The organism is Streptomyces tailanensis (genome assembly GCF_008386495.1).
Classification (GTDB): Bacteria; Actinomycetota; Actinomycetes; order Streptomycetales; family Streptomycetaceae; genus Streptomyces; species Streptomyces tailanensis.
The window spans coordinates 14,101-37,261 of the sequence record NZ_VTHJ01000080.1 but is presented as its reverse complement, the minus strand read 5'-3'; the positions used below and the strand labels follow the sequence as shown (position 1 = coordinate 37,261).

The following is a 23,161-nucleotide window of genomic DNA, read 5'->3' as shown; positions in this document are numbered from 1 at the left end:
CGAAGGCTCACTCATGCGCACCAGAACACGCTCAAAGACCGTCAATGACCACCTGTTCACAACCCCCTCAGGGTTTCGGCGGCGGTGGTCGTGAGGTGCCCGCGACCGTCGGGGGGTCGGTCGTGTCGGGCAGGCGGGTTTCGCCGCCCCGGGGGATCGCGGTGGCGATCATCACGGCGGCCACGGCGGCGGTGACGAGCAGTACGAGGGCGACGAGGAGCCGCTGACGCCAGTCGGGAGGTTCCGCGGAGGTCGTCGGCGGCGGCTCCGAGGCGGCGGCTTCCGGTGGCGCCGCCACCGGCGTCAGGTACGTCACGATCTCGTCCGGCGTCGGGCGGTCCGCCGGGTCCCTGGCCAGGAGGCGGCGCAGCAGGGGGGTCAGCGGGCAGTCGTCGGGCGGGAGCGCGGGTTCGTCGTAGACGATCGCGAGGAGGGTCTCGGCCGTGGAGGCGCGGGCGAAGGGTGAGTGGCCGGTCAGGGCTGTGCAGAGGGTGGCGGCGAGGGACCAGAGGTCGGAGGGCGGGCCGGTGGGGCGGCTGAGGGCGCGTTCCGGCGGGATGTACTCCGGGGAGCCGATGAGGACGCCGGAGCGGGTGAGGGGGCCGGTGTCCTCCAGGGAGGCGATCCCGAAGTCGGTGAGGACGACCCGGTCGCCCGGTCCGAGCAGGACGTTGCCTGGCTTGATGTCGCGGTGCAGGACCCCGGCCGCGTGCACCCGGCGCAGGGCCTCGGCGAGGGCCAGGCCGATGCGAGCGGTCTCGCGGACGCCGAGGGGGCCCTGGTCGTGGACGACGGTCTCCAGGGAGGGGGCGTCCACGAGTTCCATCACGATCCAGAGCCGGTCGGCCTCCTCGGCCACGTCGTAGACGCGTACGACGCCCGGGTGGTCGATCCTCGCGCTGGCCCGCGCCTCGCGCAGCGCCCACTCCCGGCGCGTACGCGGGTCCTCCTGGTCACCTCCGGCGTCGAGCCGGAGTTCCTTGACGGCGACGGGCCGGTCCAGCACCTCGTCGGCGGCGCGCCACACCCTTCCCATGCCGCCCTGCCCGACCGGGTCCACAAGGCGGTACCGCCCCACGACCCGCGCGACCGGCATGCGTCACCACCTCCAACCTCCTTCCATGACAACACGGTTCGCCCCGGTCCGGGCAAGTGGCGTACGCCCGCGCGTTCGGGTTGTTTTCGATCCCGTGATCGAGACGCGGCCGGCCTCGAAAAGCTGACGGTCGTTGTCAGGTTATGCGGGGAGAGTCGCCGCCGTAGGTGCGATGGAGCGATACGGAGGAGACCGTGAACGTGCAGGACCTCAAGGCGGCGGACCGGCTTGTCCTCGTGCCCGGCGACCCCGGGTACGAGGAGGAAGCGGCCGGGTTCCAGACCGGGTTCGTCCGGCGGCCGGACGTGGTCGTCGGGGCGGCCTCGGCCGGCGACGTGGTGGCGGCGGTGACGCACGCGGCCGGTGCGGGGCTGCCGGTCGAGGTGCAGACGACCGGGCACGGCGTGCCGGGGCCGTGCGAGGGCGGCGTCCTGATCACCACCCGGCGGATGGACGGCGTGACGGTCGACCCCGTGGCCCGAACCGGCCGTGTCCAGGCGGGAGTCCGCTGGGGCGAGGTCGTCGCGGCGGCCGAGCCGTACGGCCTCGCCCCGCTGAACGGCTCGTCCCCGGGTGTGGGCGTCGTCGGGTACACGCTGGGCGGCGGACTCGGCATCCTCGCCCGGGAGTTCGGGTACGCGGCGGATCATGTGCGGGCGCTCGACGTCGTCACCGCGGACGGCCGCCCACGCCGGGTCACCAAAGAGTCCGAGCCCGAGCTGTACTGGGCGCTGCTCGGCGGCGGTCATGGCCTCGGGGTCGTCACCGCGATGGAGATCGGCCTCGTTCCGGTGGCCCGGCTCTACGGCGGCTCGCTCTCCTTCGACGGCGGCGAGGTCGAGCCGGCGGCCGTGCTCCGGGCGTACGAGCGCTGGACGCGGACCGTGCCGGACACCCTCACCTCGTCGTTCGCGGCGGTGGCCTACCCCGACGTCCCGGGGCTGCCGCCGCGGCTGCGCGGACGGTACGTCGTCTCCGTGCGCGTCGCGTACACGGGCGGCGGCGACGGTGACGACGGTGCTGAACTGGTCGCTCCGCTCCGGGAGTCGGGCCCGGCCTTCTCGGACACGCTCAGGGAGATGCCGTACGGCGAGAGCCACACCATCCACAACGATCCCACCGTGCCGCACACCAACTACGGGGACAGCGCGGTGCTGAGCGAACTGGGTCCGGAAGCCATGGCCCGGGTTCTCGCCCGGACCGGGCCCGACGCGTCCGCGATGTGCGTGGTGCAGGTCAACCATCTGGGTGGGGCGCTCGCGAAGGCCGCGCCCAACTCGGTGCCGTATCGGGAAGGGCGGTTCCTGGTGCGGGTGGTGGCGATGGCTGAGCGGGAGACGGCCCGGGGAATCCTCGACCCGGCGTTCGAGCTGCTCAGCCCCTGGACGCTGGGGCGCGCGGTCAACTTCGCGTTCGGGGCCGGCGATCGCGTGGAGGGGCTGCATGACGCCGAGACGCGGAAGAGGCTCGCCGTGGTGAGGTCGGAGTACGACCCGGCGAACCGCTTCCGGAGGGGCCGAAGGGACTGAGCGACCGGCGAGTGGCCCCTGTATGGGGTCACTTCTTGAGCGACTGCTTCTTGAGCGACTTCCACACCGTCGGCAGGACGCCCATCGCCAGCGCGGCCTTCACCGCGTCGCCGATCAGGAAGGGGGTGAGGCCGACCGCGACGGCGGCGGACAGGGAGATGTCGGCGGTGACGGCGAGGTACGGGACGCCGACGGCGTAGATGATCGCCTCGCCGACCAGCATCGTGCCCGCCATGCGGGGCATCGAACGGTCGACGCCGCGGCGGGCCAGGGCACCCACGGCGGCGGAGGCGAGGATCATGCCGAGGATGTAGCCGAAGGAGACCCCGACACCGGAGGTGGCGCCGGCGAACCACGGCACGCCGAGGAGACCGGCCAGCGCGTACAGAGTGAGCGCCGCGACGCCGCGGCCGGCGCCGAGGGCTGTGCCGACCAGCAGCGCCGCGAAGGTCTGGCCGGTCACCGGCACCGGGGAGCCCGGCACGGGCACGGCGATCTGGGCGGCCAGCCCGGTGAGCGCGGCGCCGCCGACCACCAGCGCGATGTCCCGTACACGGGAGGCGGGGATCAGATCGGCGAGGACCTGTCCGGTCCGGGCGGGGGCGACGGCCGTACTCATGGGGACTCCGCGAGGGTGTAGGAGGGGGTGCACAGCGTGGGACACGGTGACGCTATCCCAGCGCGCTGTGACCGAACACCGTCAGCGCTCCACAAAGGGCGGATCGACGGCGTGGTGGACTCCTGACAAAGGATGGGACTTACACCGGGTACGGCGTGATGCCGGTCACTGAGGTGACGTGGCTTCCGCCACTCGGGGGCACCCGGAGGCTGTTGGCGGGATCTGTAGGGTTTCGCCAATCGAGGTGTGGCCCGCACATTACCGCCCGCATGCACCCTTGCCGCTCACCCGCACTTGCAAGTACCTTGCAATAAAGCCTGGTGATCGTCTTCTCACCGTTCACCGGGCAGGCGGATGAAGGGAGGACCTCCGCGAGGACGTGACTCGCGGGGGCCTTCCGGTTCGGGCGGTTCTGCGGTTCGGGTGGTCTTTCGGCGCAAGGTCTTCCGCTGCGGGGGATTTCGGCTGGATTCTTGGCGGATGCCTATGCCGAAGCGACTGACGTGCCAGACGTGCCGTTCCGAGGAACCGCACGAGCCCCTCACCCCCGGCCAGCGAGACTGGCTCCAGCAGCAGCTCGGCAATCCCGTCAGCGACAACTACTACAAGTGCGTCAACAACCGTCCCGACGGCAAGGTCTGCCTGAACCTGCGCACCCACGGCCACGAGAAGCACTTCAGACTCACCAAGCGCCTGCCCGACGAGTTGGAGTAGCCGCAGCATCCGGTATCCGGAGCCGGCCCCGTCCTGGGCTTCGACTTCGACGACTGGGAGGAAATGGGGCGCCGGCTGCCGCGGCTGGCCGCGCTGTACGCGAAGCATGTCGCGGACTGAGCCGGCGGTTCAGCGCTCGGTGGCCGGGCGCCCCGTTCCGCCGGGGGTCAGAGCAGGTTGCTGAAGTCGGGGCCCGCGGTGCGGGAGCGCTTGATCTCGTAGAAGCCGGGGACCGAGGCTACGAGGAGGGTGCCGTCCCAGAGCTTGGCGGCTTCCTCGCCCTGGGGGGCGGGGGTGACGACCGGGCCGAAGAAGGCGATCTGCTCACCGTCGGCGCCGGGGACGGCGATGACGGGGGTGCCGACGTCCTGGCCGACCTTGTCGATGCCCTCCTTGTGGGAGGCGCGCAGCTGGGGCTCGTACGGGGTGGCGTCCCAGTGGTCCATGAGGGAGTCGGGCAGGCCGACGTCCTTCAGGGCGGCGGCGACCGTCTCCTTCTCGGGGCCCTCGCCCTGGTTGTGGATGCGGGTACCGAGCGCGGTGTAGAGGTCGCCGAGCACCTCGGCGCCGTGCTCCTCCTGCGCGGCTATGACGACGCGGACCGGGCCCCACGCCTTCTTCTCCAGCAGTTCGCGGTATTCCTCGGGCAGTTCGTCGATCTTCGGCTCGTTGAGCACCGCAAGACTCATCAGGTGCCAGCGGACCTCGATGTCCCGGACCTTCTCCACCTCCAGGACCCACCGCGAGGTCATCCAGGCCCAGGGGCACAGGGGGTCGAACCAGAAGTCGACGGGGGTCTTGCCGGAGGTCTGCGAGGACTGCTCGGACATGGTTCTCCTCGGGAAGGTGGTGGTATCGGGTCGATTTACAGGTCAACAACCGGCAACACCGGGGAGCGGCCCGGCCATTCCCGTGGCGCATGGCAGGATCGGGCCCGTCCGCATACTGAACACCGCCCCCGAGGGAGTGCCGCCCGTGCCCGGTGAGAATCTGTCCCGCGACGAGGCCCGGGAGCGGGCCGCGCTGCTGTCCGTCGACGGGTACGAGGTGTCGCTCGATCTGCGGTCCGCCGTCGGCGACTCCGGTGACGGGCCGCGCACCTTCCGGTCGGTGACGACCATCCGCTTCCGCTGCGCCGACCCCGGAGCCACGAGCTTCGCCGATCTGATCGCGCCGAGTGTGACGTCGGTCTCCCTCAACGGCAAGGACCTGGACCCGAGCGAGGTCTTCGACGGTTCCCGGATCGTCCTCGACGACCTGGCCGCCGACAACGAACTCGTGGTCGACGCCCAGTGCGCCTACTCCCGCACCGGCGAGGGCATGCACCGCTTCGTCGATCCCGAGGACGGCGAGGTGTATCTGTACACCCAGTACGAGCCGGCCGACTGCCGCCGGGTCTTCGCGAACTTCGAGCAGCCCGACCTCAAGGCCCCGTTCCGCTTCGAGGTGCGGGCGCCCGAGGGCTGGGTCGTGTGGGGCAACGGGGCCGGGGAGCTCACCGACGGGGTGTGGCGGTTCGCGGAGACGAAGCCGATCTCGACGTACATCACGGCCGTCGTCGCGGGCCCGTACCACTATGTGACGGATTCCTACGAGCGGGTCTTCGAGGACGGTACGCGGCTGGAGATCCCGCTCGGCGCGATGTGCCGCAAGGGCCTCGCGCCCTACTTCGACTCCGACGACGTCTTCGAGATCACCAAGCAGGGCCTGGACTTCTTCCACGACCACTTCGACTACCCGTACCCGTTCGGGAAGTACGACCAGGCGTTCGTGCCCGAGTACAACCTCGGCGCGATGGAGAACCCGGGGCTCGTCACGTTCCGCGAGGAGTTCATCTTCCGGGGGAAGGTCACGCAGGCGTCGTACGAGCGGCGGGCCAACGTCATCCTGCACGAGATGGCGCACATGTGGTTCGGCGACCTCGTGACCATGGTGTGGTGGGACGACCTGTGGCTGAAGGAGTCCTTCGCGGACTTCATGGGCTCCTTCTCGATGGTCGAGGCGACCCGCTTCACCAACGGGTGGATCACCTTCGCCAACAACCGCAAGTCCTGGGCGTACCGGGCCGACCAGCTGCCCTCCACCCATCCCATCACGGCCGACATCCGTGACCTGGAGGACGCGAAGCTCAACTTCGACGGGATCACGTACGCCAAGGGTGCCTCCGTGCTGAAGCAGCTGGTGGCGTACGTGGGGCGCGAGGCCTTCCTGGAGGGCGCGCGGCGCTACTTCAAGCGGAACGCGTACGGCAACACGCGGCTCGGCGATCTGCTGTCGGTGTTGGAGGAGACCAGCGGGCGGGACATGGCGGCGTGGTCGCGGGCGTGGCTGCAGACGGCGGGGGTGAACTCCCTTACGCCGCAGGTGCTTCTCGACTCCGAGGGGCGCATCGACGAGCTGGCGGTGGTGCAGGAGGCCGCCGAGTCGCATCCCGAGCTGCGGCCGCATCGGGTGGCGATCGGGCTCTACCGGCGTACGGACGGGGGCGCGTTGGAGCGGTACGCGCGGGCCGAGGTGGATGTCGACGGGGCGCGTACGGTCGTGGGGGAGCTGGTCGGGGCCGAGGCGCCCGAGCTGGTGCTGGTCAACGACGACGACCTGACGTACTGCAAGATCCGGTTCGACGCGGGGTCGTTGGACACGCTGCGGGCCGGACTCGGGGATGTCTCCGATCCGCTGGCGCGGGCGCTGTGCTGGTCGGCGCTGTGGAACATGACCCGGGACGCGCTGCTGCCGGCGCGGGACTTCGTCGACCTCGTACTGCGGTTCGCGGGGCGGGAGTCCGACATCGGGGTGCTGCAGATGCTGCACGCGTGGGCGAACTCGGCACTCACGTACTACGCGGCGCCTGCCTGGCGGGAGACCGGTGGGCGGCTGTTGGCGGAGGGAGCACTGCGGGAGCTGCGGGCGGCGGAGGCGGGGAGTCAGCATCAGCTGACGTGGGCCCGTTTCTTCGCGTCGGTGGCTTCGAGTGAGGCCGATCTTGGTGTGCTGCGGGGCCTGTTGGCCGGGACCGAGACGATCGACGGGCTGGAGGTGGATCAGGAGCTGCGGTGGGCGTTCCTGGAGCCGCTGGCCACGTACGGGGTCGCCGACGAGGGGGTGTTGGCGGCGGAGCTTGCGCGGGACGACACGGCTTCCGGGAAGCGGCATCAGGTGCGGTGCCTGGCGGCGCGGCCGTCGGAGGCGGTGAAGGCGCAGGCGTGGGTGTCTGTGGTGGAGTCGGATGCGCTGTCCAACGCGCTCGTCGAGGCGACGATCGCGGGGTTCTCGCGGCCGTCGCAGCGGGAGTTGGTGGCGCCGTATGCCGCGAAGTACTTCGAGGTGATCGAGCGGGTGTGGGCCGAGCGGTCGATCCAGATCGGGATGGATGTGGTGCGGGGGTTGTTCCCTTCGCTGCAGGATTCCCAGGCGACACTGGACGCGACGGATGCGTGGCTGGCCTCGCACGAGGGGGCGGCGCCGGCCTTGCGGAGGCTGGTGCTGGAGTCTCGGGACGATCTGGCTCGGGGGTTGCGGGGGCAGGTGTGTGACGGTGCCGCCGGGCGGTAAGTGCCGCTGAGCCTCCGTGCGTTGGGCACCCGGCAGCTGGGGCTGGGCGGGGGTGGGCTGCGCGACTCGGCGCTACGAGGTGCCGCTGCGCCCACCCTCCCCCACTCTCGGCTTCTCCCCCACTCTCGACTTCGCTCGAGCGGGAGGGACCCCCATGAGCGGGAGGTGCCCCCATCGCCCCAGCGGCACGATTGCCCGCAGTTGGGGCGACGGGTTGCGCGTTACGGAATTCGGGTATTCGGGGCCGTAACCTTTTCTGAATCGGGGGCGGACCAGCGGGTATCGACAGTCGAACGCACGTACTTTAGTGTGGTCTTGTCCGGATTTGTCGATGGGGTTGTAACAACGGCCATCGGGCGGTCGAGGTGCGGGAATCTGCCGGTCATGAACCACAACACCCCGCTCTCCCCCCGCCCCCTCCGCCGCCTGGCGGACGTCCACCGCCGGGTGCTGACCGCCACGCAGCTGCGTGCGCAGGGTGTCACCCCCGCCGAGATGAACGAGCAGTGCCGGCCGGGAGGTCCCTGGCAGCAGATCCTCCCGGGTGTGTACCTGCTCCACCCCGGCCCGGCCACCTCCGAGGAGCGGCTGCACGCGGTGCTGTCGTACGCGGCCCGCTCCCCGTTCCGCGAGACGGCTTCCCGCGCGGCCGTCGGCGTCCCGGCGCAGCCGAACGCCGACGAGCCGCGCACGGTGCCCCGCTACACGGACGCGGTGATCACGGGCCTGGCGGCCCTGACGCTGCACGGGTTCTCGTCCGCTCCCCCACTGCTCTCCCTGGACGCGATCGACGTCCTGGTCCCGCGCATGCGCCGGCTGCGGACCGTCGGCTGCGTCCGGATCATCCGTACGCCGTCCATGCCGACCCCGTCGTACGTGACGGGCGTGCCCGTCGCCCCGGTGCCGCGCGCCCTGGCCGACGCGGTCGCGGAACTCTCCGACACCGGTGCCGTACGCCGACTGCTGGCGGAGGCGGTACGCGGCGGCCACACCGAACCGACCGCGGTCGTACGGGAGTTGACGCGGGCGCGGCTGCTGAGCCGTCCGCATGTCGTCGACGCGGTGGACTCGTTGCTCGCCGAGGGACGGGCGATCGCGGAGGACCATCTGTACCGCATGGTCCGCGAGTACGGCCTGCCCGACCCGGTGTGGAACGTGGACCTCCGCCTCCCCGGCGGCCCTCACCTCGGCGGCCTCGACGCCTACTGGCCCGAGCACGCCGTCGCCGTGGAGCTCCCCCGCGCCCCGCGCCAGGAGGACGACGACGCCCTCTGGTCCGAGTACGCCCGCAAGCGCGAGACTCTGGAGCGGCTCGGCATCACCGTCGTCCACATCACCCCGAAGAAGCTCCGCGCCTCACTGGAGCAGCAGGCGGCCGTCGTCCGTACGGCGTTGATGGCGTCGTGCGACCGCGATCCGGCGGCGTATGTCGTGGTGCTTCCCCGGTGATTCGGTAACCCGGTCACCCGGGGCAGCAGAAGGGGAGGGGAAGGGACGCCGCCCGTTCGGCGGCCCTTCCCCATGCATACGAGACGGCCTGGGGTCGCCCTCCGGTCCTCGGCTACTTGCCGCAGAACTCCGCTTCCACGATCGCGTCGCTGTCGCCCGCCCAGTCGCTGTTGAAGTTGAAGGTGAGGGAGTGGCTGCCGTCGGTGGTGGTGACGGATTCGGAGAGGGAGCCGTGGATGCCGCCGCTGTGGCCCCAGACGGTGATGCCGCAGGAGAGCGGCGTTTCGACGAGGCCGAGGCCGTAGCCGGTGCGCTTGCCGTCGGCCTTGATCGTGGTCTTCATCTCGGCCAGTTGCTTCGGCGGCAGGAGCTTGCCGCGCAGCAGTGCCGAGTAGAAGCGGTTCAGATCGCCAGGGCTGGAGACCAGTTCGCCCGCCGAGTTGGCCGCCGAGGGGTTGAATTCCGTGACGTCGTATGTCTTGCCGGTCGTCGTCTCGGCCAGTTTCGAGTACGCGCGGCTCTGCGGTGACGGCACCTTCGGGTCCGTGCCGGGGATCTTCGTCCCGCGCAGGGCCAGCGGTTCGATGATGCGGTGGCGGATCTCGTCGCCGTACCGGTTGCCGGTGGCCCGCTCGATCACCATGCCGGCCAGGATGTAGTTCGTGTTGGAGTAGTTCCAGGAGCTGCCGGGGATGAAGTCGGGCTGGTGCTTCATCGCGATGCCTACCAGCTCCTTGTGAGTCCAGGTGCGGTAGCGGTTCTTGTAGAAGCCCTCCGCGAGGAAGACGGCCTCCTGGAAATCCTTGTCACTCGTGTAGTTGTGGATGCCGCTGGTGTGGTTCAGGAGTTGACGGAGTGTGATCTTCCGGCCGTCATTGCCGTTGCCGCGCACCACGCCCGGCAGCCACTTCTCCACCTTGTCGTCCAGGGACAGCCGGCCCTCCGCCTCCAGTTGCAGCAGCACGGTCGCCACGAAGGTCTTTGTGATGCTGCCCGCGCGGAAGCGGTCGTGGGCGTTGCGGGGTGCGCCGGACTTGAGGTCGCCGACGCCCGAGGTGGCCTTCCAGACGCCGCTGCCGTCCTTCGCCTGGAGGGCGATGCCCACGACGCCGTCCTTCACGTTGGTGTCCATGGCCTCGCGGGTCGCGCTGTGGCCGCCTCTGGCCGGGGCGGGTGCGGCCGCGGCCGCCGGGGCGGCCAGTGCCACCGCCGCGAGCACCGCCGTGGCCGCCACCAGTTGCGTGCGTCCCCTGTGTATGGATACCGGCATGGTGTTCCCCCTTCGCTTCGCCTGCTCTCGGTGATTCCGAGAACGTTCGGTCGCGAAGGGGGACACGGCGGTGTGCGCCGAGGTTGATCGGGTGGAGCGCAGTTGAGCGGTTTTCAGCCCTTTCGCAGCACCAGTTCCGTGTTGCGGTCGCCGGGGGTGCCGGTGAGGGTGTCGCGGCGGCCGGGGGCGTTGAAGGACAGCTCGCGGTAGAGGGCCGCGAGGCCGGTCTGTGAGAGGTCCGAGAAGTCCGTGGCGTGCGGGGCCGCCGACTCGATCAGGGTGGTGAACAGGGAGATCGTGCCGTCCTTGTTGTCCACCAGCTCGATCACCCGGGCCAGCTGCGGGAAGTCGATGTGGGAGGCCGTGGAGATCTCCCAGAAGGAGCCGCCGTTCGCGGACGAGTGCGGGGTGATGCGGTTGCGGTGGCTGTGGCCGTTGACCCAGGCCAGCACGTTGCGGTGGCGGCCGAGCAGGGCCAGCACCTCGTCGCCGCCGTGCCGGGCCTCCGTCGGACGCGCCGGGTCCTTGTTCAGGTTGCGCATCGACTTGCTGGTGTGGTGGCTGAAGAGAACGGCGTACGAACCGTCCTTGGCCGCCTCCTTCAGCGTACGGTCCAGCCACGTGAGCTGGGCCGTGCCCAGCGAGCCCTCGTAGTGGCCGCCGGGGTCGGTGGAGTCGAGGCTGATGCCGATGACGTCGTCGGCGATGCGGAAGGCGTAGTACTGGGTGCCGGCGTCGAGGTTGGCCTGCGAGTAGCCGTGGCCGACGGGGCCGTAGCCGCGGTGGGCCGGGTCCAGGTGGGCCTTCAGGTACTCCAGAGGCGTGAAGGGGGCGCGGTTCTCGTCCGGGGTGACCGAACGCATCTTTTCGGCCTGGGACTTGATGAGGTCCTTCCACTCGGTGCCCCGGGGGTCGCCGCCGCTCTTGACGTTGTCCCAGATGGCCTTGCCGACCTGCTCGTCCAGGGTCATCAGCTTCTTGCCGCCGACCGCGAAGTCGGCGAAGAAGGAGTCGCCGGGGGCGTAGCAGCCGCCGGGGAGGGAGTCGTGGTTGCCGACCGTGGAGTACCAGGGCACGTTCAGGCCGGGGCTGTTGACCTCGCGGATCGCGGCGTCCAGGAAGCCTTCGAGGTGCGGGAAGCCGAGCTGCTTGTCGGCGTCGCGCAGGGCCGCGTCGGGCTGCCAGTAGAGCTTCAGGCCGCTGTTCTGGACGCCCTCGTAGCGGCGCGGGTCACCGGAGTTGGGGGTGATGCGGCCACCGCTCATCACCTTCAGGAACCAGTCCAGTTCCGTCTTGGAGTTGTTGTCGGTGTTGTCGCCGGTCGTCATCACGAAGTGCAGCGGCGAACCGGTGACGGGCGCTCCGCGCAGCGCGTTGACCCGCTCGACGAGCGAGACCGCGCCGGCCACGGACAGCGCCTCCTGCGGGCGCCAGGCGCTGGCGGTCTGGGCGCGCAGATACTCGTAGCGCAGCGGGTGCTGGACGTCGACGACGTGCAGGTCGGTGAACTGCACGAAGGACGCGAGCGTCGTACGGCGGGTCTCGCGGCCCGACTTGGGGGTCGCGAGGTCGCCGCGTACGACCCGGCTCCAGGCCGGGCCGTCGCCGAGGCGGCGGTAGCCGGAGGAGGTGCGGGGGGCGGCGACCGAGGCGAGGGTCGTGCCTCGCGTGTACGGCGTGAGCGGGGCGGCCTGGGCCTCGCGGTTCGACAGCGACACGGTGGCCGCGCGGTCGGCGGCGGTGGTTGCGGTGGCGGCCGGGGCGTCGGTCTCCGGCCGCAGGGCGAATCCGATGCCCGCCGAGAGGCCCACCGCGCCGGTGGCGGCGAGGAGGGCCCGGCGGTCAGGGTTGGTGGCGGCGGCAGCGACTGAGCGTATGCGCGACATGGCGCGGTCTCCCCGAGTGCGAACGCTTCGGCAGTGGTCGCGGGGCCGCTCCGCGGTGGTTGGCCGTGGAGGGTTTCCCGCTCGTACTGGATGCTTGGCAGTCGGGGTGGCCTGGACGTTAACGAGGTGGCAACGGGGGGCGCCGATCACCGTACGTGGATCTTTGCGTACCGGGTGCGTTCACTGGGGGTTCCCGGATGTGAGGGGTACGGCTGGGGAACAGTCACTGGTTGTTCATCTGAGGGGGTAGGGCACCTATTCGCCGTGGGGGTTGTCTTGGTGTGGCTGCGGGTGCGTCGTGGCTTGTCGCGCCCACGCGGCGGAGCCGCAAATCGACTCAGCCCCGCGCCCCTGAAAGCATGGGCCCACGCCGGTCCGCCGGTCGCAAAGTGCAGGGCGAGCCGCCGCGACCACTAAATGCTCACCGGCGTCGTCACGTGGCCGTTCTGCGGGCGTTCTCGCCACAAGCTCAGGCCTACGTCCACCAAGCCCACCCTGTCCAGGTTGGGCACCTCCTCCAAGGGGTGCCAGGCGGCCATGTCTGTGGAGCCGTTTGTTTCGTGGCGGAGGGTGCCTGCGGTGATGTGGGCCTCGTAGAGGATGCGCAGGCCGTGGAAGTCGGCTCGGGCGCCGAGGCGGCGGGGGTAGTCGCGTTTGATGGAGTCGATGCCGAGGAGAGTGGTCGGCTCCACCTCGTAGCCGGTCTCCTCCTCGACCTCACGGACGACCGTGTCGTAGGGGTCCTCGCCGTGGTCCATGCCGCCACCGGGCAGGGTCCAGCGTTTATAGCCCTCCCTGGACACCCAGCGGGCCAGCAGGAGCTGCCCGTCGCGTACGCATACGGCGTAGGCCGCCACCCGCAATTCCTCGCGCATGGACAGACGTTACTCAACAACTCTCCACGAAGGGGGCGGGTGCACCCCCGTGACATCCGCCCCCTCCGCTTCGCTGCGCCACGATCTTCGGCTTGTGAACTTCCCGTACGCCAGAGTTGGCGACTGGCCGCATCCAGCCATGGCACTGTGCTGCCAAGATCTCGGATCCCCTGTCAAACCCTCATCGATCGAACTAGAATTCGCTTCCGCGAAAAGGGAGGTAAGGGGACAGACATGCTGGACGAGTTTCTGGAGTCGGACCCCCAGGCCCTCCGTGTCTACCGGAGTCTCCTCGACAACCCGTCCCGGACCCTTGAGGAGATCCTGCAGTACACAGGCCTCCCCGAACAGGACGTGAAGGCGGCCGTGGGCCGGCTCACGGACCTGTCCCTGCTCAGCCCGGTCACGGACACCACGTTCCTGCCCATGAACCCGGAGACCGTCCTCAGGCCGGCGCTGCGCCGCCGCGAGGCCGAACTGGACACCGAGCGCGCCCACTTGACGAGACAGCAGGCCACCGTCGCCGAACTCACCGCCGAGTACGCCGCGCTGGGCCTGCGCCACACCGGGGGCGCCGAGCATCTGGTCGGCGTGGACGCCGTCCGTACCCGGCTGGAGCAGTTGTCGCGGGACGCCGTGCACGAGGTCTGCACCTTCACGCCGGGCGGCGCCGTGAGCGCGGCCGGTCTGGAGTCGGCCCGCCCGCTGGACGAGGAGTCCTTCGGCCGGGGCGTACGGATGCGGTCCGTGTACCTCGACAGCGTCCGCAACGACTACGCCACCTCCGAGTACGCCACCTGGCTCACCTCCATGGGCGGTCAGGTGCGCACCGTCCCCGCGCTTCCGATGCGGATGATCATCTGCGATCGTGAGGTCGCCGTCGTGCCCGTGAACTCCGAGGACAGCCGCCAGGGCGCCCTCGTCATCCGCTACCACGGAGTCGTACGGGCCCTCGCGGAGCTCTTCGAGCTGGTCTGGGCGCAGGGCGTGCCGCTGGGCGAGGGCAGCCGGCCGGCGGCGGAGAACGAGGCGAGTGAAAGGGACCGCGTTCTGCTGAAACTGCTCTCCGAGGGGATGACGGATCAGGGGATCGCCCGCAAACTGGGCCTCTCCGTGCGTACGATCCGACGGCTGATGTCCGACCTCATGAAGCGACTGGATGCACAGAGCCGCTTCGAGGCGGGGGCCGAGGCCGTACGCCGGGGCTGGCTCTAGGGTCTTCTGGATGTACTTGGGCTTGTGCCCGGTGCGGCGAGAGGGGCCGACTGCGGAGCCCAGCGGAAGGGCTACCCGCGATCGGGCGGGCCATGTGGCACTGTCCGGCCATGGCCGCAAGAGGCCACCGCGGACGCACACGAATACCGCCCCCATCCACCATGATCGGTCACGCCCCGTTGGGGCCCTTCCTTGTACCCCCACACGAAAGAGGAACGGTTGTGCATTCCTCGACGAAGGCACGGCGCCTGAGCGTCCTCGCCCTGCTGGCTCTCGGTGCCGCCGCGACGGTCCTCGTCGTCGGTAGCCCCGTCGGCTCCTCGGCCCCCGACCGCACGGTCGTCGCGGCCGACGACCTCACCGGGGTGGTCGTCCCCGGTGAAAAGGTGACATGGACGTGGGACGACCAGGACTGATCCAACTGATCCAGCGGTTCACGACGGCCCGTCGGGTTCTCCGGCGGGCCGTTTGCCGTGTGGGCCGGCTCACTTGCACGTCAGGCCCGCCGCGCCGGGCAGCGCCTCCTTGATCCAGGCCCGGTCCCGGGCGATGTCGGTCTCGTCCGTGGTCCAGATGTCCGGCTCGGCGGCGTCCCGTGGGATGCCGATCAGGACGTGGTCGCCCACCTTCAGGCGGGGGTCGACGTCCTCGTCCATCGGGAAGACGATCTCGTCGGCGCCCTTGTCCGGCTTGTAGTAGCGGTCGACGTCGAGGGTGACACGGTCCTGCTGGGTGCCGGGGACGGGTTCCAGGGAGACGACGGTGCCCTCGACGATCAGGCGGGCGCAGGCGACGTAACCCTCGGTGCTGAGGCTGCCGCTGTCGTCGGCGTTCCCCCCGCTGTCCTTCTTGCCGGCGGCGCTGTCCGACTGGGCCGCGCCCGAGTCCGACGTCGTGTAGGCCCCGCCGCCCGACTGCACGACGATCCAGCCCAGGCCGACGACGACGGTGGCGGCGGCCGCGGCGGCGAGGGTGCCGAAGGCCAGGGAGAGGGCGCGGCGATGGCGCCGGGGGCGGGCGGGCCGCGTCGGCAGGGGCCTCACCGGCGGGACGGGGGCCGCCTCGGGCTCGGGCCCGCGCCCGGGGCCCGTCTCGGCGCCGGCCGCGTCCCCCGGCGGCGCGGCCGTGAGTCGCCCCGGCGGACCCGCGGCCTCCGCCCGCGCCTCTTCCTCTGTCCCGGCCTCCTCCGCTGTCCCGGCCAGGGCCTCGGCGATCAGCCCCAGCTGCTCCCTCAGCAGGGCGACGTCGGCGGCGGCCGACTGCCGGGCGGCCATGAACTCGGCGTCAGCCAGGGCCTTTTCGGGCAGCGGTTCGTCCATCAGTACGGCCATCAACGCGTCCATGCCGTCGTACTCGTCATACTCGGCGCCGTCGTGCTCGGCACCGTCCAAGCCGATCGCTTCGTACTCGGCGTCCCGCCGGCTGTCGTCCCGGGCGGCCACGTCACACCACCTCGTCCTCGTGCAGGCGGGTGCGCAGGGCGCGGACCGCCGAGTGGAGCCTGCTCTTGACCGTGCCCTCGGGGATGCCGAGTTCCTCGGCGATCCCGCGTACCGGCAGGTCGGCGTAGAAGCGCAGGACGAGGACCTGGCGCAGGGCGTCGGGCAGCTCGTCCAGGCCGCGGGCTACGGCGAGCGAGAGCACGCTGGAGTCCTCGCCGGAGGAGTGCTCCGGCTGGCGCAGCGAGGCGAGGCGCTCGCCGAGGCGCTCCTGGCGACGCTTGGCCCGGTGCCAGTCCATCGCCAGGTTGGAGGCGACCACCGCCGCCCACGCGGACACGTCCCGCGGGGCCTCGCGGCCGCTCGCGGCCCGCTCCAGCAGCCGCAGCCGTACCTGCTGTACCCCGTCCAGCAGGTCCGACTGCGGCACACCGCCGAGCGCGAGCACCGCCCGTACCCGCCGTTCCTGGGCCGCGTCCAGTGGGTCGTCCGCCTCCGGAACGCCCTCGACGCCGTCGGCGCCCTCGACGACGCGCACCTTTCTGCGCAGCACGGCCACCCCTCCCCTCCCGCGTTTCCCCTACGACGCCGGTGCGGCCCGAAACGTTCGGACCGGCCCGCCCGGCCTTCCGGCGGATGGCCTTCCGGCGCATCTCAGAGGCGTACGTCACACCTTCGCGTGCGCCCCGGTGCCGTGGGCAGGGTCGAGGCAGCACAGCTTGCGGTACGGGACCGCCGTAGGGCGAATTTCTCCAGCTCAGCGGGGGTGAGGGCCAAAGAAGCGGCTCCGGCGCCGGGGTCGGTCGCGTCCCATGGTTCGAGCATCCCGGTCAAAGGATTGGACAGGCGGACCGGGGCTGACCGCATGATGGAAACGCCTCGGCCATGCCGCAGACACATACAAGCCACGTAAAAGGAGTCGCCGTGAGGGTCGGAATCGTCGGAGCCACCGGTCAGGTCGGCACGGTCATGCGCAGCATCCTCAAGGAGCGGAACTTTCCGACGTCCGAGCTGCGCCTGTTCGCCTCCGCCCGCTCGGCCGGGTCGGTCATCGACGGGGTGACGGTCGAGGACGCGGCGACGGCCGACTACTCCGGCCTCGACATCGTCCTCTTCTCCGCGGGCGGCGCGACCTCCAAGGCGCTGGCCGAGAAGGTGGCCTCCCAGGGCGCGGTCGTGATCGACAACTCCTCCGCGTGGCGCCGCGACCCCGAGGTACCGCTGGTCGTCTCCGAGGTGAACCCGCACGCGATCGCCGACCGCCCCAAGGGCATCATCGCCAACCCGAACTGCACGACGATGGCCGCGATGCCGGTGCTGCGTCCGCTGCACGCGGAGGCGGGTCTGGAGGCGCTGGTCGTCGCCACGTACCAGGCGGTTTCCGGCTCCGGTCTCGCGGGCGTCGCGGAGCTGCACGGGCAGGTCCAGAAGGTCGTGGCCGACGCGGACAAGCTCACGCACGACGGCGGCGCGGTCGACTTCCCCGAGCCCGGCGTCTACAAGCGGCCTATCGCCTTCAACGTCATCCCCCTCGCCGGTTCGATCGTCGACGACGGCCTGAACGAGACGGACGAGGAGCAGAAGCTCCGCAACGAGTCCCGCAAGATCCTGGAGATCCCCGACCTCAAGGTCTCCGGCACCTGTGTCCGCGTCCCGGTCTTCTCCGGCCACTCCCTCCAGGTCAACGCCCGCTTCGCCCGCCCGATCTCCGCGGAGCGCGCGACGGAGCTCCTCTCCGGCGCCCCGGGCGTCGCTCTCTCCGACATCCCGACCCCCCTCCAGGCCGCCGGCCAGGACCAGTCGTACGTCGGCCGCATCCGCACCGACGAGACGGTCACCAACGGCCTCGCCCTCTTCATCTCCAACGACAACCTCCGCAAGGGCGCCGCGCTGAACGCGGTCCAGATCGCGGAGCTGGTGGCGGCGGAGCTCAAGGGCTGACGCCGGTCAGTGACGTAGAAGGGGCGCCCATCGTGGGCGCCCCTTCCTCATGCTCAGAGGGCCAGATGCCGCCGCAGGGCCACGTCGATCTCGGTCATTCGCTGACGCGGGACCGACCCGACGGGGCGCAGTAGCCTCTCCGGAGCGAGAGCACGCACCTGCTCGCACTGCACCTTGGAGTCCTTCAGGAGGCCGCACTCCCCGGCGGGAAGCAGCACCTGGAACGAATAGACGCGGGACGTGTTCGTCGTCAGGGGGACCAACGTGATCACGCCCCGTCCGGTCCGCGCCACGGACGCGTTGGCACCGTCGTTGGAGACGATCACGGCCGGGCGCGCCTTGCTGGCCTCGCTGCCGCGGGCCGGCTCGTAATCGACCAGGTAGATGTCACCGCGCTTCATCGGTCAGCCCGTCTCCCGAGAACTGGTCCCAGAACTGGGCGTCCTCGCTCTCGTCCCACTCTGCGAACGCCTCGCTGTACTGCTGCTCCAGCTGTGCTTGCCGGAGCAGTTCGATGGCGGCGTGTATCACGGCGGACCGGGAATCGGCCTCCGTACGCGCGGCGTACTCGTCGACGAAGGTGACGTCCTCCTGCGGCAGGCTCACACTAATCTTCATACGCCTGATGCTACCCGGGGTAGGCAATGGTTAGCCACTCCAAACAGGGCCCCGCTCGTGGAAGGATGACCGAACCCACACATACCGAGGAGATGACCGCGTGCCTGGCACAAACCTGACCCGCGAAGAGGCTCAGCAGCGGGCGGCGCTGCTCAGCGTTGACTCGTACGAGATCGATCTCGACCTCTCCGGCGCGCAGGAGGGCGGCACCTACCGGTCCGTGACCACAGTGCGCTTCGATGTCGCGGAGAACGGCGCCGACTCCTTCATCGACCTGGTGGCCCCGACCGTCCACGAGGTGACCCTGAACGGGGACCCCCTCGATCCCGCCGAGGTGTTCAAGGACTCCCGGATCGCCCTGCCGGGGCTGCTGGAGGGGCGCAACATCCTGCGGGTCGTCGCCGACTGCGCGTACACCAACACGGGTGAAGGTCTGCACCGGTTCGTCGACCCGGTCGACGACCAGGCGTACCTGTACACCCAGTTCGAGGTGCCGGACGCCCGCCGCGTCTTCGCCTCCTTCGAACAGCCCGACCTGAAGGCCACCTTCCAGTTCACCGTGAAGGCGCCGACCGGCTGGACCGTGATCTCCAACTCGCCGACGCCGGAGCCCAAGGACGACACCTGGGTCTTCGAGCCGACGCCCCGGATCTCGACCTACATCACCGCGCTGATCGTCGGGCCGTACCACTCCGTCCACAGCGTGTACGAGAAGGACGGGCAGAGCGTGCCGCTGGGCATCTACTGCCGGCCGTCGCTCGCCGAGTTCCTCGACTCGGACGCCATCTTCGAGGTCACCCGGCAGGGCTTCGACTGGTTCCAGGAGAAGTTCGACTACGCGTACCCCTTCAAGAAGTACGACCAGCTGTTCGTGCCGGAGTTCAACGCGGGCGCCATGGAGAACGCCGGGGCCGTCACCATCCGCGACCAGTACGTCTTCCGCTCCAAGGTGACGGACGCGGCGTACGAGACGCGTGCCGAGACCATCCTGCACGAGCTGGCCCACATGTGGTTCGGCGACCTCGTGACGATGGAGTGGTGGAACGACCTGTGGCTGAACGAGTCGTTCGCCACGTACACGTCCATCGCCTGCCAGGCGTACGCCCCCGGCTCGCGCTGGCCGCACTCGTGGACGACGTTCGCCAACTCCATGAAGACCTGGGCGTACCGGCAGGACCAGCTGCCGTCGACGCACCCGATCATGGCGGAGATCCGCGACCTCGACGACGTGCTCGTCAACTTCGACGGCATCACGTACGCCAAGGGCGCGAGCGTGCTGAAGCAGCTCGTCGCGTACGTCGGCATGGACGAGTTCTTCCGGGGCGTGCAGGCGTACTTCAAGGCGCACGCGTACGGCAACACGCGCCTGTCCGATCTGCTGGGCGCCCTGGAGGAGACCTCAGGGCGTGATCTGAAGGCATGGTCGAAGGCATGGCTGGAGACCGCGGGCATCAACGTCCTCCGCCCGGAGATCGACACGAACGAGAACGGCGTCATCACGTCGTTCGCCATCCGCCAGGAGGCCCCGGACCTGCCCGCAGGCGCGAAGGGCGTGCCGACGCTGCGCCCGCACCGCATCGCGGTGGGTCTCTACGAACTGGACGGCGACAGCGGCAAGTTGGTGCGCGCCGAGCGCGTCGAGCTGGACGTCGACGGCGAACTGACCGCCGTACCGCAGCTGGTGGGCAAGCGCCGCCCGGCGGTCGTCCTCCTCAACGACGACGACCTGTCGTACGCGAAGGTCCGCCTGGACGAGCAGTCGCTGGCGTTCGTCACGGAGCACCTCGGGGACTTCGAGTCCTCCCTCCCCCGCGCCCTGTGCTGGGCGTCGGCCTGGGACATGACGCGCGACGCCGAACTGGCGACCCGCGACTACCTCTCCCTGGTCCTCTCCGGCATCGCCAAGGAGTCGGACATCGGCGTCGTGCAGTCCCTGCACCGTCAGGTGAAGCTGGCGATCGAGCTGTACGCGGACCCGACGGCCCGCGAGGCGCTGCTCACCCGCTGGACGGACGCCACCCTCGCGCATCTGCGTGCCGCGGAGGCCGCCTCCGACCACCAGCTGGCCTGGGCCCGCGCGTTCGCCGCGACCGCCCGCACCCCCGAGCAACTCGACCTCCTGGAGGCCCTGTTGGAGGGGACGCAGACGATCGAGGGGCTGGCCGTCGACACCGAGCTGCGCTGGTCGTTCGTGCAGCGGCTCGCGGCGGTGGGGCGTTACGACGAGGCGGAGATCGCCGGGGAGTACGAGCGCGACAAGACGGCGGCCGGCGAGCGCCACGCGGCCACCGCCCGCGCCGCCCGCCCGACCCCGGAGGCCAAGGCGGAGGCCTGGGCCTCGGTCATCGACTCCGACAAGCTCCCGAACGCCGTGCAGGAGGCCGTCATCGGCGGCTTCGTCCAGACCGACCAGCGCGAACTGCTCGCCCCGTACGCGGACAAGTACTTCGCCGTGGTCAAGGACATCTGGGACTCCCGCTCCCACGAGATCGCCCAGCAGATCGCCATCGGCCTCTACCCGACCATCCAGGTCTCGGCCGAGACCCTGACGAAGACCGACACCTGGCTCGCCTCCGCCGACCCGAACGCGGCCCTGCGCCGCCTCGTCTCCGAGTCCCGCGCGGGCGTGGAGCGCGCGCTGAAGGCCCAGGCGGCGGACGCGGCGGCGGCTACGGCTGTGGAGTAGTCCGCCGTACGACTGTGAGGGGCGCCCGGTGGGTTCACCGGGCGCCCCTTCGTCTCTGGCGTCTCCGGGTCGTCTCCGGGGCGGAAAACCCTTCCGGCAGCGGCCGCCTCCGATGGCAGGATGGCCGCCGGGAGACGGGTTCATCGAGGTCGCGGGGGCGTGCGTGGCAGGCGTGGTGCTGGACGGGCTGGACGAAGTGCCGTGGGAGCGGCTGGAGTCGGCGATCGCGCTGCACCCGGCCGAGGAGATGCGGGGCGTTCTGCGGCGGCTGGCGGCCAAGGGCGAGGCGGCGACCGAGGAGGACTGCTACCCGCTGTTCGACTGCTTCGCGCTCGGCACCGGACGCGTGGCCCCCGCGGCGACGGCCGCGTTGCCGTTCGTCGTCGCCCTCGCCCGCGATCCGGCCATGGGCGCCCGGCTCACGCTCGTCGAGCTGCTGACGGGCCTGGCCGAGACGGCCGCCGAAGCCGAACCGGGCAAGGTGGACGCGGAGTGGCCCGAGGCCTGGCGGCGCCACCGCCACCGGCTCCGGGCACTGCTCGCGGACCCCCGGCCCGAGGTGCGGCGGCAGGCCCTGTCGCTCGCGGAGGGTGTCGGGGAGTTGCTGGAGCGGTGGCGCGCCGAGACGGACCCGACGGTGCGGGTGTCCGTGCTGCTGGCGCTCGGGACCGCCACCCGCACCGCCGACGCGGACGCGGTGGACCGGGTGCGGGCCGTGCTGACCGAGGTCCTGCGAACGGACGATCCGGTCATGCGGGTCGTGGCCGTGCACGCCTGGGCATGGTTCGAACCCAGGGCGGCGGTCCGTGAGCTGGACCTGCTGGTGGAGGTCCTGTCCGACCCGGCCGTGCGCCCGCGGTTCGAGGCGATCTGGTACGTGCCGGACGTCGAGAGTGCCTTCACCCGTGAGGACGTCGTCTCCTGGGCGGCCGGCCTGTTCAAGGATGTACCGCACGCGGCACTCGACTTCGTGATCCGGCTCATCGACGTGGCGCGCCGGAACGGGGACGCCCCGCTGTGCCGTGCCTCGCTGGACGAGGCGTGGCGGCTGCTGGTGCTCAGGCCGTCCGCGGCATCCGCGCTGCTGCCGCTCGCGGGCGCGCTGCTCGCCGACCCGGACGACGGCGTACGGTACCGGGCGGCCCACCTGCTCGCGGTGCTCGGCGGGCGGGCGGCGCCCTACGCCGACGCGCTGGCCGCGCTCCTCGACGACCCGGGCGAGGCCGGCGATCTCATCGAGGGCACCGTCGGTGACCAGGCCCGCTGGGCGCTGACCCGCATCGGCGACGAGCGCGCCCTGCCCGGGCTCGTCGAGCAGTTGCACGCGCCGTACGAGGGCCAGTGGTCCCGCGCGTACTGCTCGGGCGACCCGCGCCTGCCGGAGGTCGAGGACGTCCTGACTCCGCTGTCGGCGCACGCGGAGACCCTGCTGCCGGCGGTGCGCGAGCTGCTCCGCAAGGACGGCAAGGGCGGCTCGCTGACGTGCTGCTTCCTCGGGGTCCTCCGGGAGTGGGGGCCGGCCGCGGCGCCCGCGCTGCCGGAGGTGGTGGCTCTGCTGGACGACGCCCGGTACTCGGTGAGCGCGATGGAGGCGCTGATGGCGATGGGGCCGGCCGCGCGGTCGGCCGAGCCCGCCGTTCGCCGGGCCACGGTCCTCGACCACCCCGGCAACCATCAGTACGTGGCGTGGGCCGCCTGCCGTGTGGGCGGCGACCGCGACGCGGCGCTGGGACCCATTGCCGAGGCGGTGCTGACCGAGGAGGGGCCGCTGTACGGTCCGGTCGAGCGCCTCGGCGACTTCGGCCCGGCGGCCGCGCCCTACGCCGACCGGGTGCGGCACATCATGGAGCACAGTGACGGCTGGCAGCGGCTGAAGGCGGCGATCGCGCTGTGGTCGATCACGGCCGAGCCGGAGCCGACCGTGTCCGTCCTGACGGAGTACGTCCTTGCGATGGCCGACGGCGACGACTCCTACGGCTTCCTCCACGACGCGCTCAAGGCCTTCGCCCGGATCGGCACGGTCACTCCGGCGGCGCGGGCGGCCCTGCGTACGCTGCGGGACTCCGACCGGCGGCTGTCGGTCCACGGGGACTACCGGGCCATCCTGCTGGACGAGGAGATGCGGTCGGCGATCGACGAGGTCCTCGCACTGCCGTGACGATCGGGCAAAAAGGACCGCCAAAAAAATCCGGCGTCGATGTCGAGAACCCGCGTCCGGCTCCGTCCCCGGGGTGAACGCGACCACAATGGATCGCACAGCACCGAGGAGAAA

19 protein-coding genes are annotated in these 23,161 nt (G+C 70.7%); 9 read left to right on the top strand and 10 right to left on the bottom strand.

Annotated elements, in window-relative coordinates:
- Nucleotides 1-67 precede the first annotated feature (67 nt).
- A complete protein-coding gene (locus F3T56_RS40450) occupies nucleotides 68-1,096 on the bottom strand; it encodes a protein kinase domain-containing protein (protein WP_149830452.1) in 1,029 nt (342 codons plus the stop codon).
- A 200-nt stretch (nucleotides 1,097-1,296) separates the two neighbouring features.
- Here F3T56_RS40450 and F3T56_RS40445 point away from each other — a divergent pair, with 200 nt between their 5' ends.
- The gene (locus F3T56_RS40445) at nucleotides 1,297-2,625 is read left to right on the top strand and encodes an FAD-binding oxidoreductase (protein WP_149830456.1); all 1,329 of its coding nucleotides are present in this window, start codon (nucleotides 1,297-1,299) and stop codon (nucleotides 2,623-2,625) included.
- A 28-nt stretch (nucleotides 2,626-2,653) separates the two neighbouring features.
- On the opposite strand, the gene F3T56_RS40440 is transcribed toward F3T56_RS40445, so the two are convergent.
- Nucleotides 2,654-3,244: a biotin transporter BioY gene (locus tag F3T56_RS40440; RefSeq protein WP_149830451.1), complete on the bottom strand. Its 591-nt coding sequence runs from the start codon at nucleotides 3,242-3,244 to the stop codon at nucleotides 2,654-2,656.
- 480 nt (nucleotides 3,245-3,724) lie between these two features.
- Between F3T56_RS40440 and F3T56_RS40435 the strand changes: the two genes are divergently transcribed.
- Nucleotides 3,725-3,958: a hypothetical protein gene (locus F3T56_RS40435; protein ID WP_149830450.1), complete on the top strand. Its 234-nt coding sequence runs from the start codon at nucleotides 3,725-3,727 to the stop codon at nucleotides 3,956-3,958.
- A gap of 167 nt (nucleotides 3,959-4,125) precedes the next feature.
- Here the strand turns inward: F3T56_RS40435 and F3T56_RS40430 are convergent, their stop codons facing one another.
- Nucleotides 4,126-4,788, bottom strand: coding sequence for a mycothiol-dependent nitroreductase Rv2466c family protein (locus F3T56_RS40430; protein ID WP_149830449.1), 663 nt, complete (start codon nucleotides 4,786-4,788; stop codon nucleotides 4,126-4,128).
- 145 nt (nucleotides 4,789-4,933) lie between these two features.
- Between F3T56_RS40430 and pepN (F3T56_RS40425) the strand changes: the two genes are divergently transcribed.
- Both pepN (F3T56_RS40425) and F3T56_RS40420 read left to right on the top strand, forming a co-directional pair.
- Complete coding sequence (gene pepN, locus F3T56_RS40425; protein ID WP_149830448.1) at nucleotides 4,934-7,510, top strand: aminopeptidase N; 2,577 nt, start codon at nucleotides 4,934-4,936, stop codon at nucleotides 7,508-7,510.
- Between the two features lie 384 nt (nucleotides 7,511-7,894).
- Complete coding sequence (locus tag F3T56_RS40420; protein ID WP_149830447.1) at nucleotides 7,895-8,959, top strand: hypothetical protein; 1,065 nt, start codon at nucleotides 7,895-7,897, stop codon at nucleotides 8,957-8,959.
- Nucleotides 8,960-9,071: 112 nt separating this feature from the next.
- Here the strand turns inward: F3T56_RS40420 and F3T56_RS40415 are convergent, their stop codons facing one another.
- The 3 genes from F3T56_RS40415 to F3T56_RS40405 all read right to left on the bottom strand — a co-directional run bounded on the left by F3T56_RS40415 (nucleotide 9,072) and on the right by F3T56_RS40405 (nucleotide 12,990).
- Nucleotides 9,072-10,229 carry a serine hydrolase domain-containing protein gene (locus tag F3T56_RS40415; protein WP_172639374.1) on the bottom strand — a complete coding sequence of 386 codons (1,158 nt, stop codon included), beginning with the start codon at nucleotides 10,227-10,229 and terminating at the stop codon, nucleotides 9,072-9,074.
- A 113-nt stretch (nucleotides 10,230-10,342) separates the two neighbouring features.
- Nucleotides 10,343-12,115 carry a TIGR03767 family metallophosphoesterase gene (locus tag F3T56_RS40410; RefSeq protein ID WP_149830446.1) on the bottom strand — a complete coding sequence of 591 codons (1,773 nt, stop codon included), beginning with the start codon at nucleotides 12,113-12,115 and terminating at the stop codon, nucleotides 10,343-10,345.
- 413 nt (nucleotides 12,116-12,528) lie between these two features.
- Nucleotides 12,529-12,990, bottom strand: coding sequence for an NUDIX hydrolase (locus F3T56_RS40405; protein WP_149830445.1), 462 nt, complete (start codon nucleotides 12,988-12,990; stop codon nucleotides 12,529-12,531).
- A gap of 234 nt (nucleotides 12,991-13,224) precedes the next feature.
- Here F3T56_RS40405 and F3T56_RS40400 point away from each other — a divergent pair, with 234 nt between their 5' ends.
- The gene (locus tag F3T56_RS40400) at nucleotides 13,225-14,205 is read left to right on the top strand and encodes a LuxR C-terminal-related transcriptional regulator (protein WP_149830444.1); all 981 of its coding nucleotides are present in this window, start codon (nucleotides 13,225-13,227) and stop codon (nucleotides 14,203-14,205) included.
- 221 nt (nucleotides 14,206-14,426) lie between these two features.
- Nucleotides 14,427-14,621 carry a hypothetical protein gene (locus F3T56_RS40395; protein WP_149830443.1) on the top strand — a complete coding sequence of 65 codons (195 nt, stop codon included), beginning with the start codon at nucleotides 14,427-14,429 and terminating at the stop codon, nucleotides 14,619-14,621.
- Nucleotides 14,622-14,690: 69 nt separating this feature from the next.
- On the opposite strand, the gene F3T56_RS40390 is transcribed toward F3T56_RS40395, so the two are convergent.
- Together F3T56_RS40390 and F3T56_RS40385 are read right to left on the bottom strand one after the other, a co-directional pair.
- Entirely contained in the window at nucleotides 14,691-15,647 is a 957-nt protein-coding gene (locus F3T56_RS40390; RefSeq protein WP_149830442.1) for a hypothetical protein, read from the bottom strand.
- A 1-nt stretch (nucleotide 15,648) separates the two neighbouring features.
- A complete protein-coding gene (locus F3T56_RS40385; protein WP_149830441.1) occupies nucleotides 15,649-16,197 on the bottom strand; it encodes an RNA polymerase sigma factor in 549 nt (182 codons plus the stop codon).
- 371 nt (nucleotides 16,198-16,568) lie between these two features.
- Here F3T56_RS40385 and F3T56_RS40380 point away from each other — a divergent pair, with 371 nt between their 5' ends.
- Nucleotides 16,569-17,585, top strand: coding sequence for an aspartate-semialdehyde dehydrogenase (locus tag F3T56_RS40380; protein ID WP_149830440.1), 1,017 nt, complete (start codon nucleotides 16,569-16,571; stop codon nucleotides 17,583-17,585).
- Between the two features lie 53 nt (nucleotides 17,586-17,638).
- Here F3T56_RS40380 and F3T56_RS40375 read toward each other — a convergent pair whose 3' ends face one another.
- Together F3T56_RS40375 and F3T56_RS40370 are read right to left on the bottom strand one after the other, a co-directional pair.
- Nucleotides 17,639-17,986 carry a type II toxin-antitoxin system PemK/MazF family toxin gene (locus tag F3T56_RS40375; RefSeq protein ID WP_149830439.1) on the bottom strand — a complete coding sequence of 116 codons (348 nt, stop codon included), beginning with the start codon at nucleotides 17,984-17,986 and terminating at the stop codon, nucleotides 17,639-17,641.
- The gene (locus F3T56_RS40370) at nucleotides 17,973-18,203 is read right to left on the bottom strand and encodes a ribbon-helix-helix domain-containing protein (protein WP_149830438.1); all 231 of its coding nucleotides are present in this window, start codon (nucleotides 18,201-18,203) and stop codon (nucleotides 17,973-17,975) included. The genes F3T56_RS40375 and F3T56_RS40370 overlap by 14 nt, the downstream gene beginning before the upstream one ends.
- Nucleotides 18,204-18,303: 100 nt before the next feature.
- Between F3T56_RS40370 and pepN (F3T56_RS40365) the strand changes: the two genes are divergently transcribed.
- Both pepN (F3T56_RS40365) and F3T56_RS40360 read left to right on the top strand, forming a co-directional pair.
- Complete coding sequence (pepN, locus tag F3T56_RS40365; RefSeq protein WP_149830437.1) at nucleotides 18,304-20,889, top strand: aminopeptidase N; 2,586 nt, start codon at nucleotides 18,304-18,306, stop codon at nucleotides 20,887-20,889.
- Nucleotides 20,890-21,001: 112 nt separating this feature from the next.
- Nucleotides 21,002-23,047: a HEAT repeat domain-containing protein gene (locus tag F3T56_RS40360; RefSeq protein WP_149830436.1), complete on the top strand. Its 2,046-nt coding sequence runs from the start codon at nucleotides 21,002-21,004 to the stop codon at nucleotides 23,045-23,047.
- Nucleotides 23,048-23,161 lie beyond the last annotated feature (114 nt).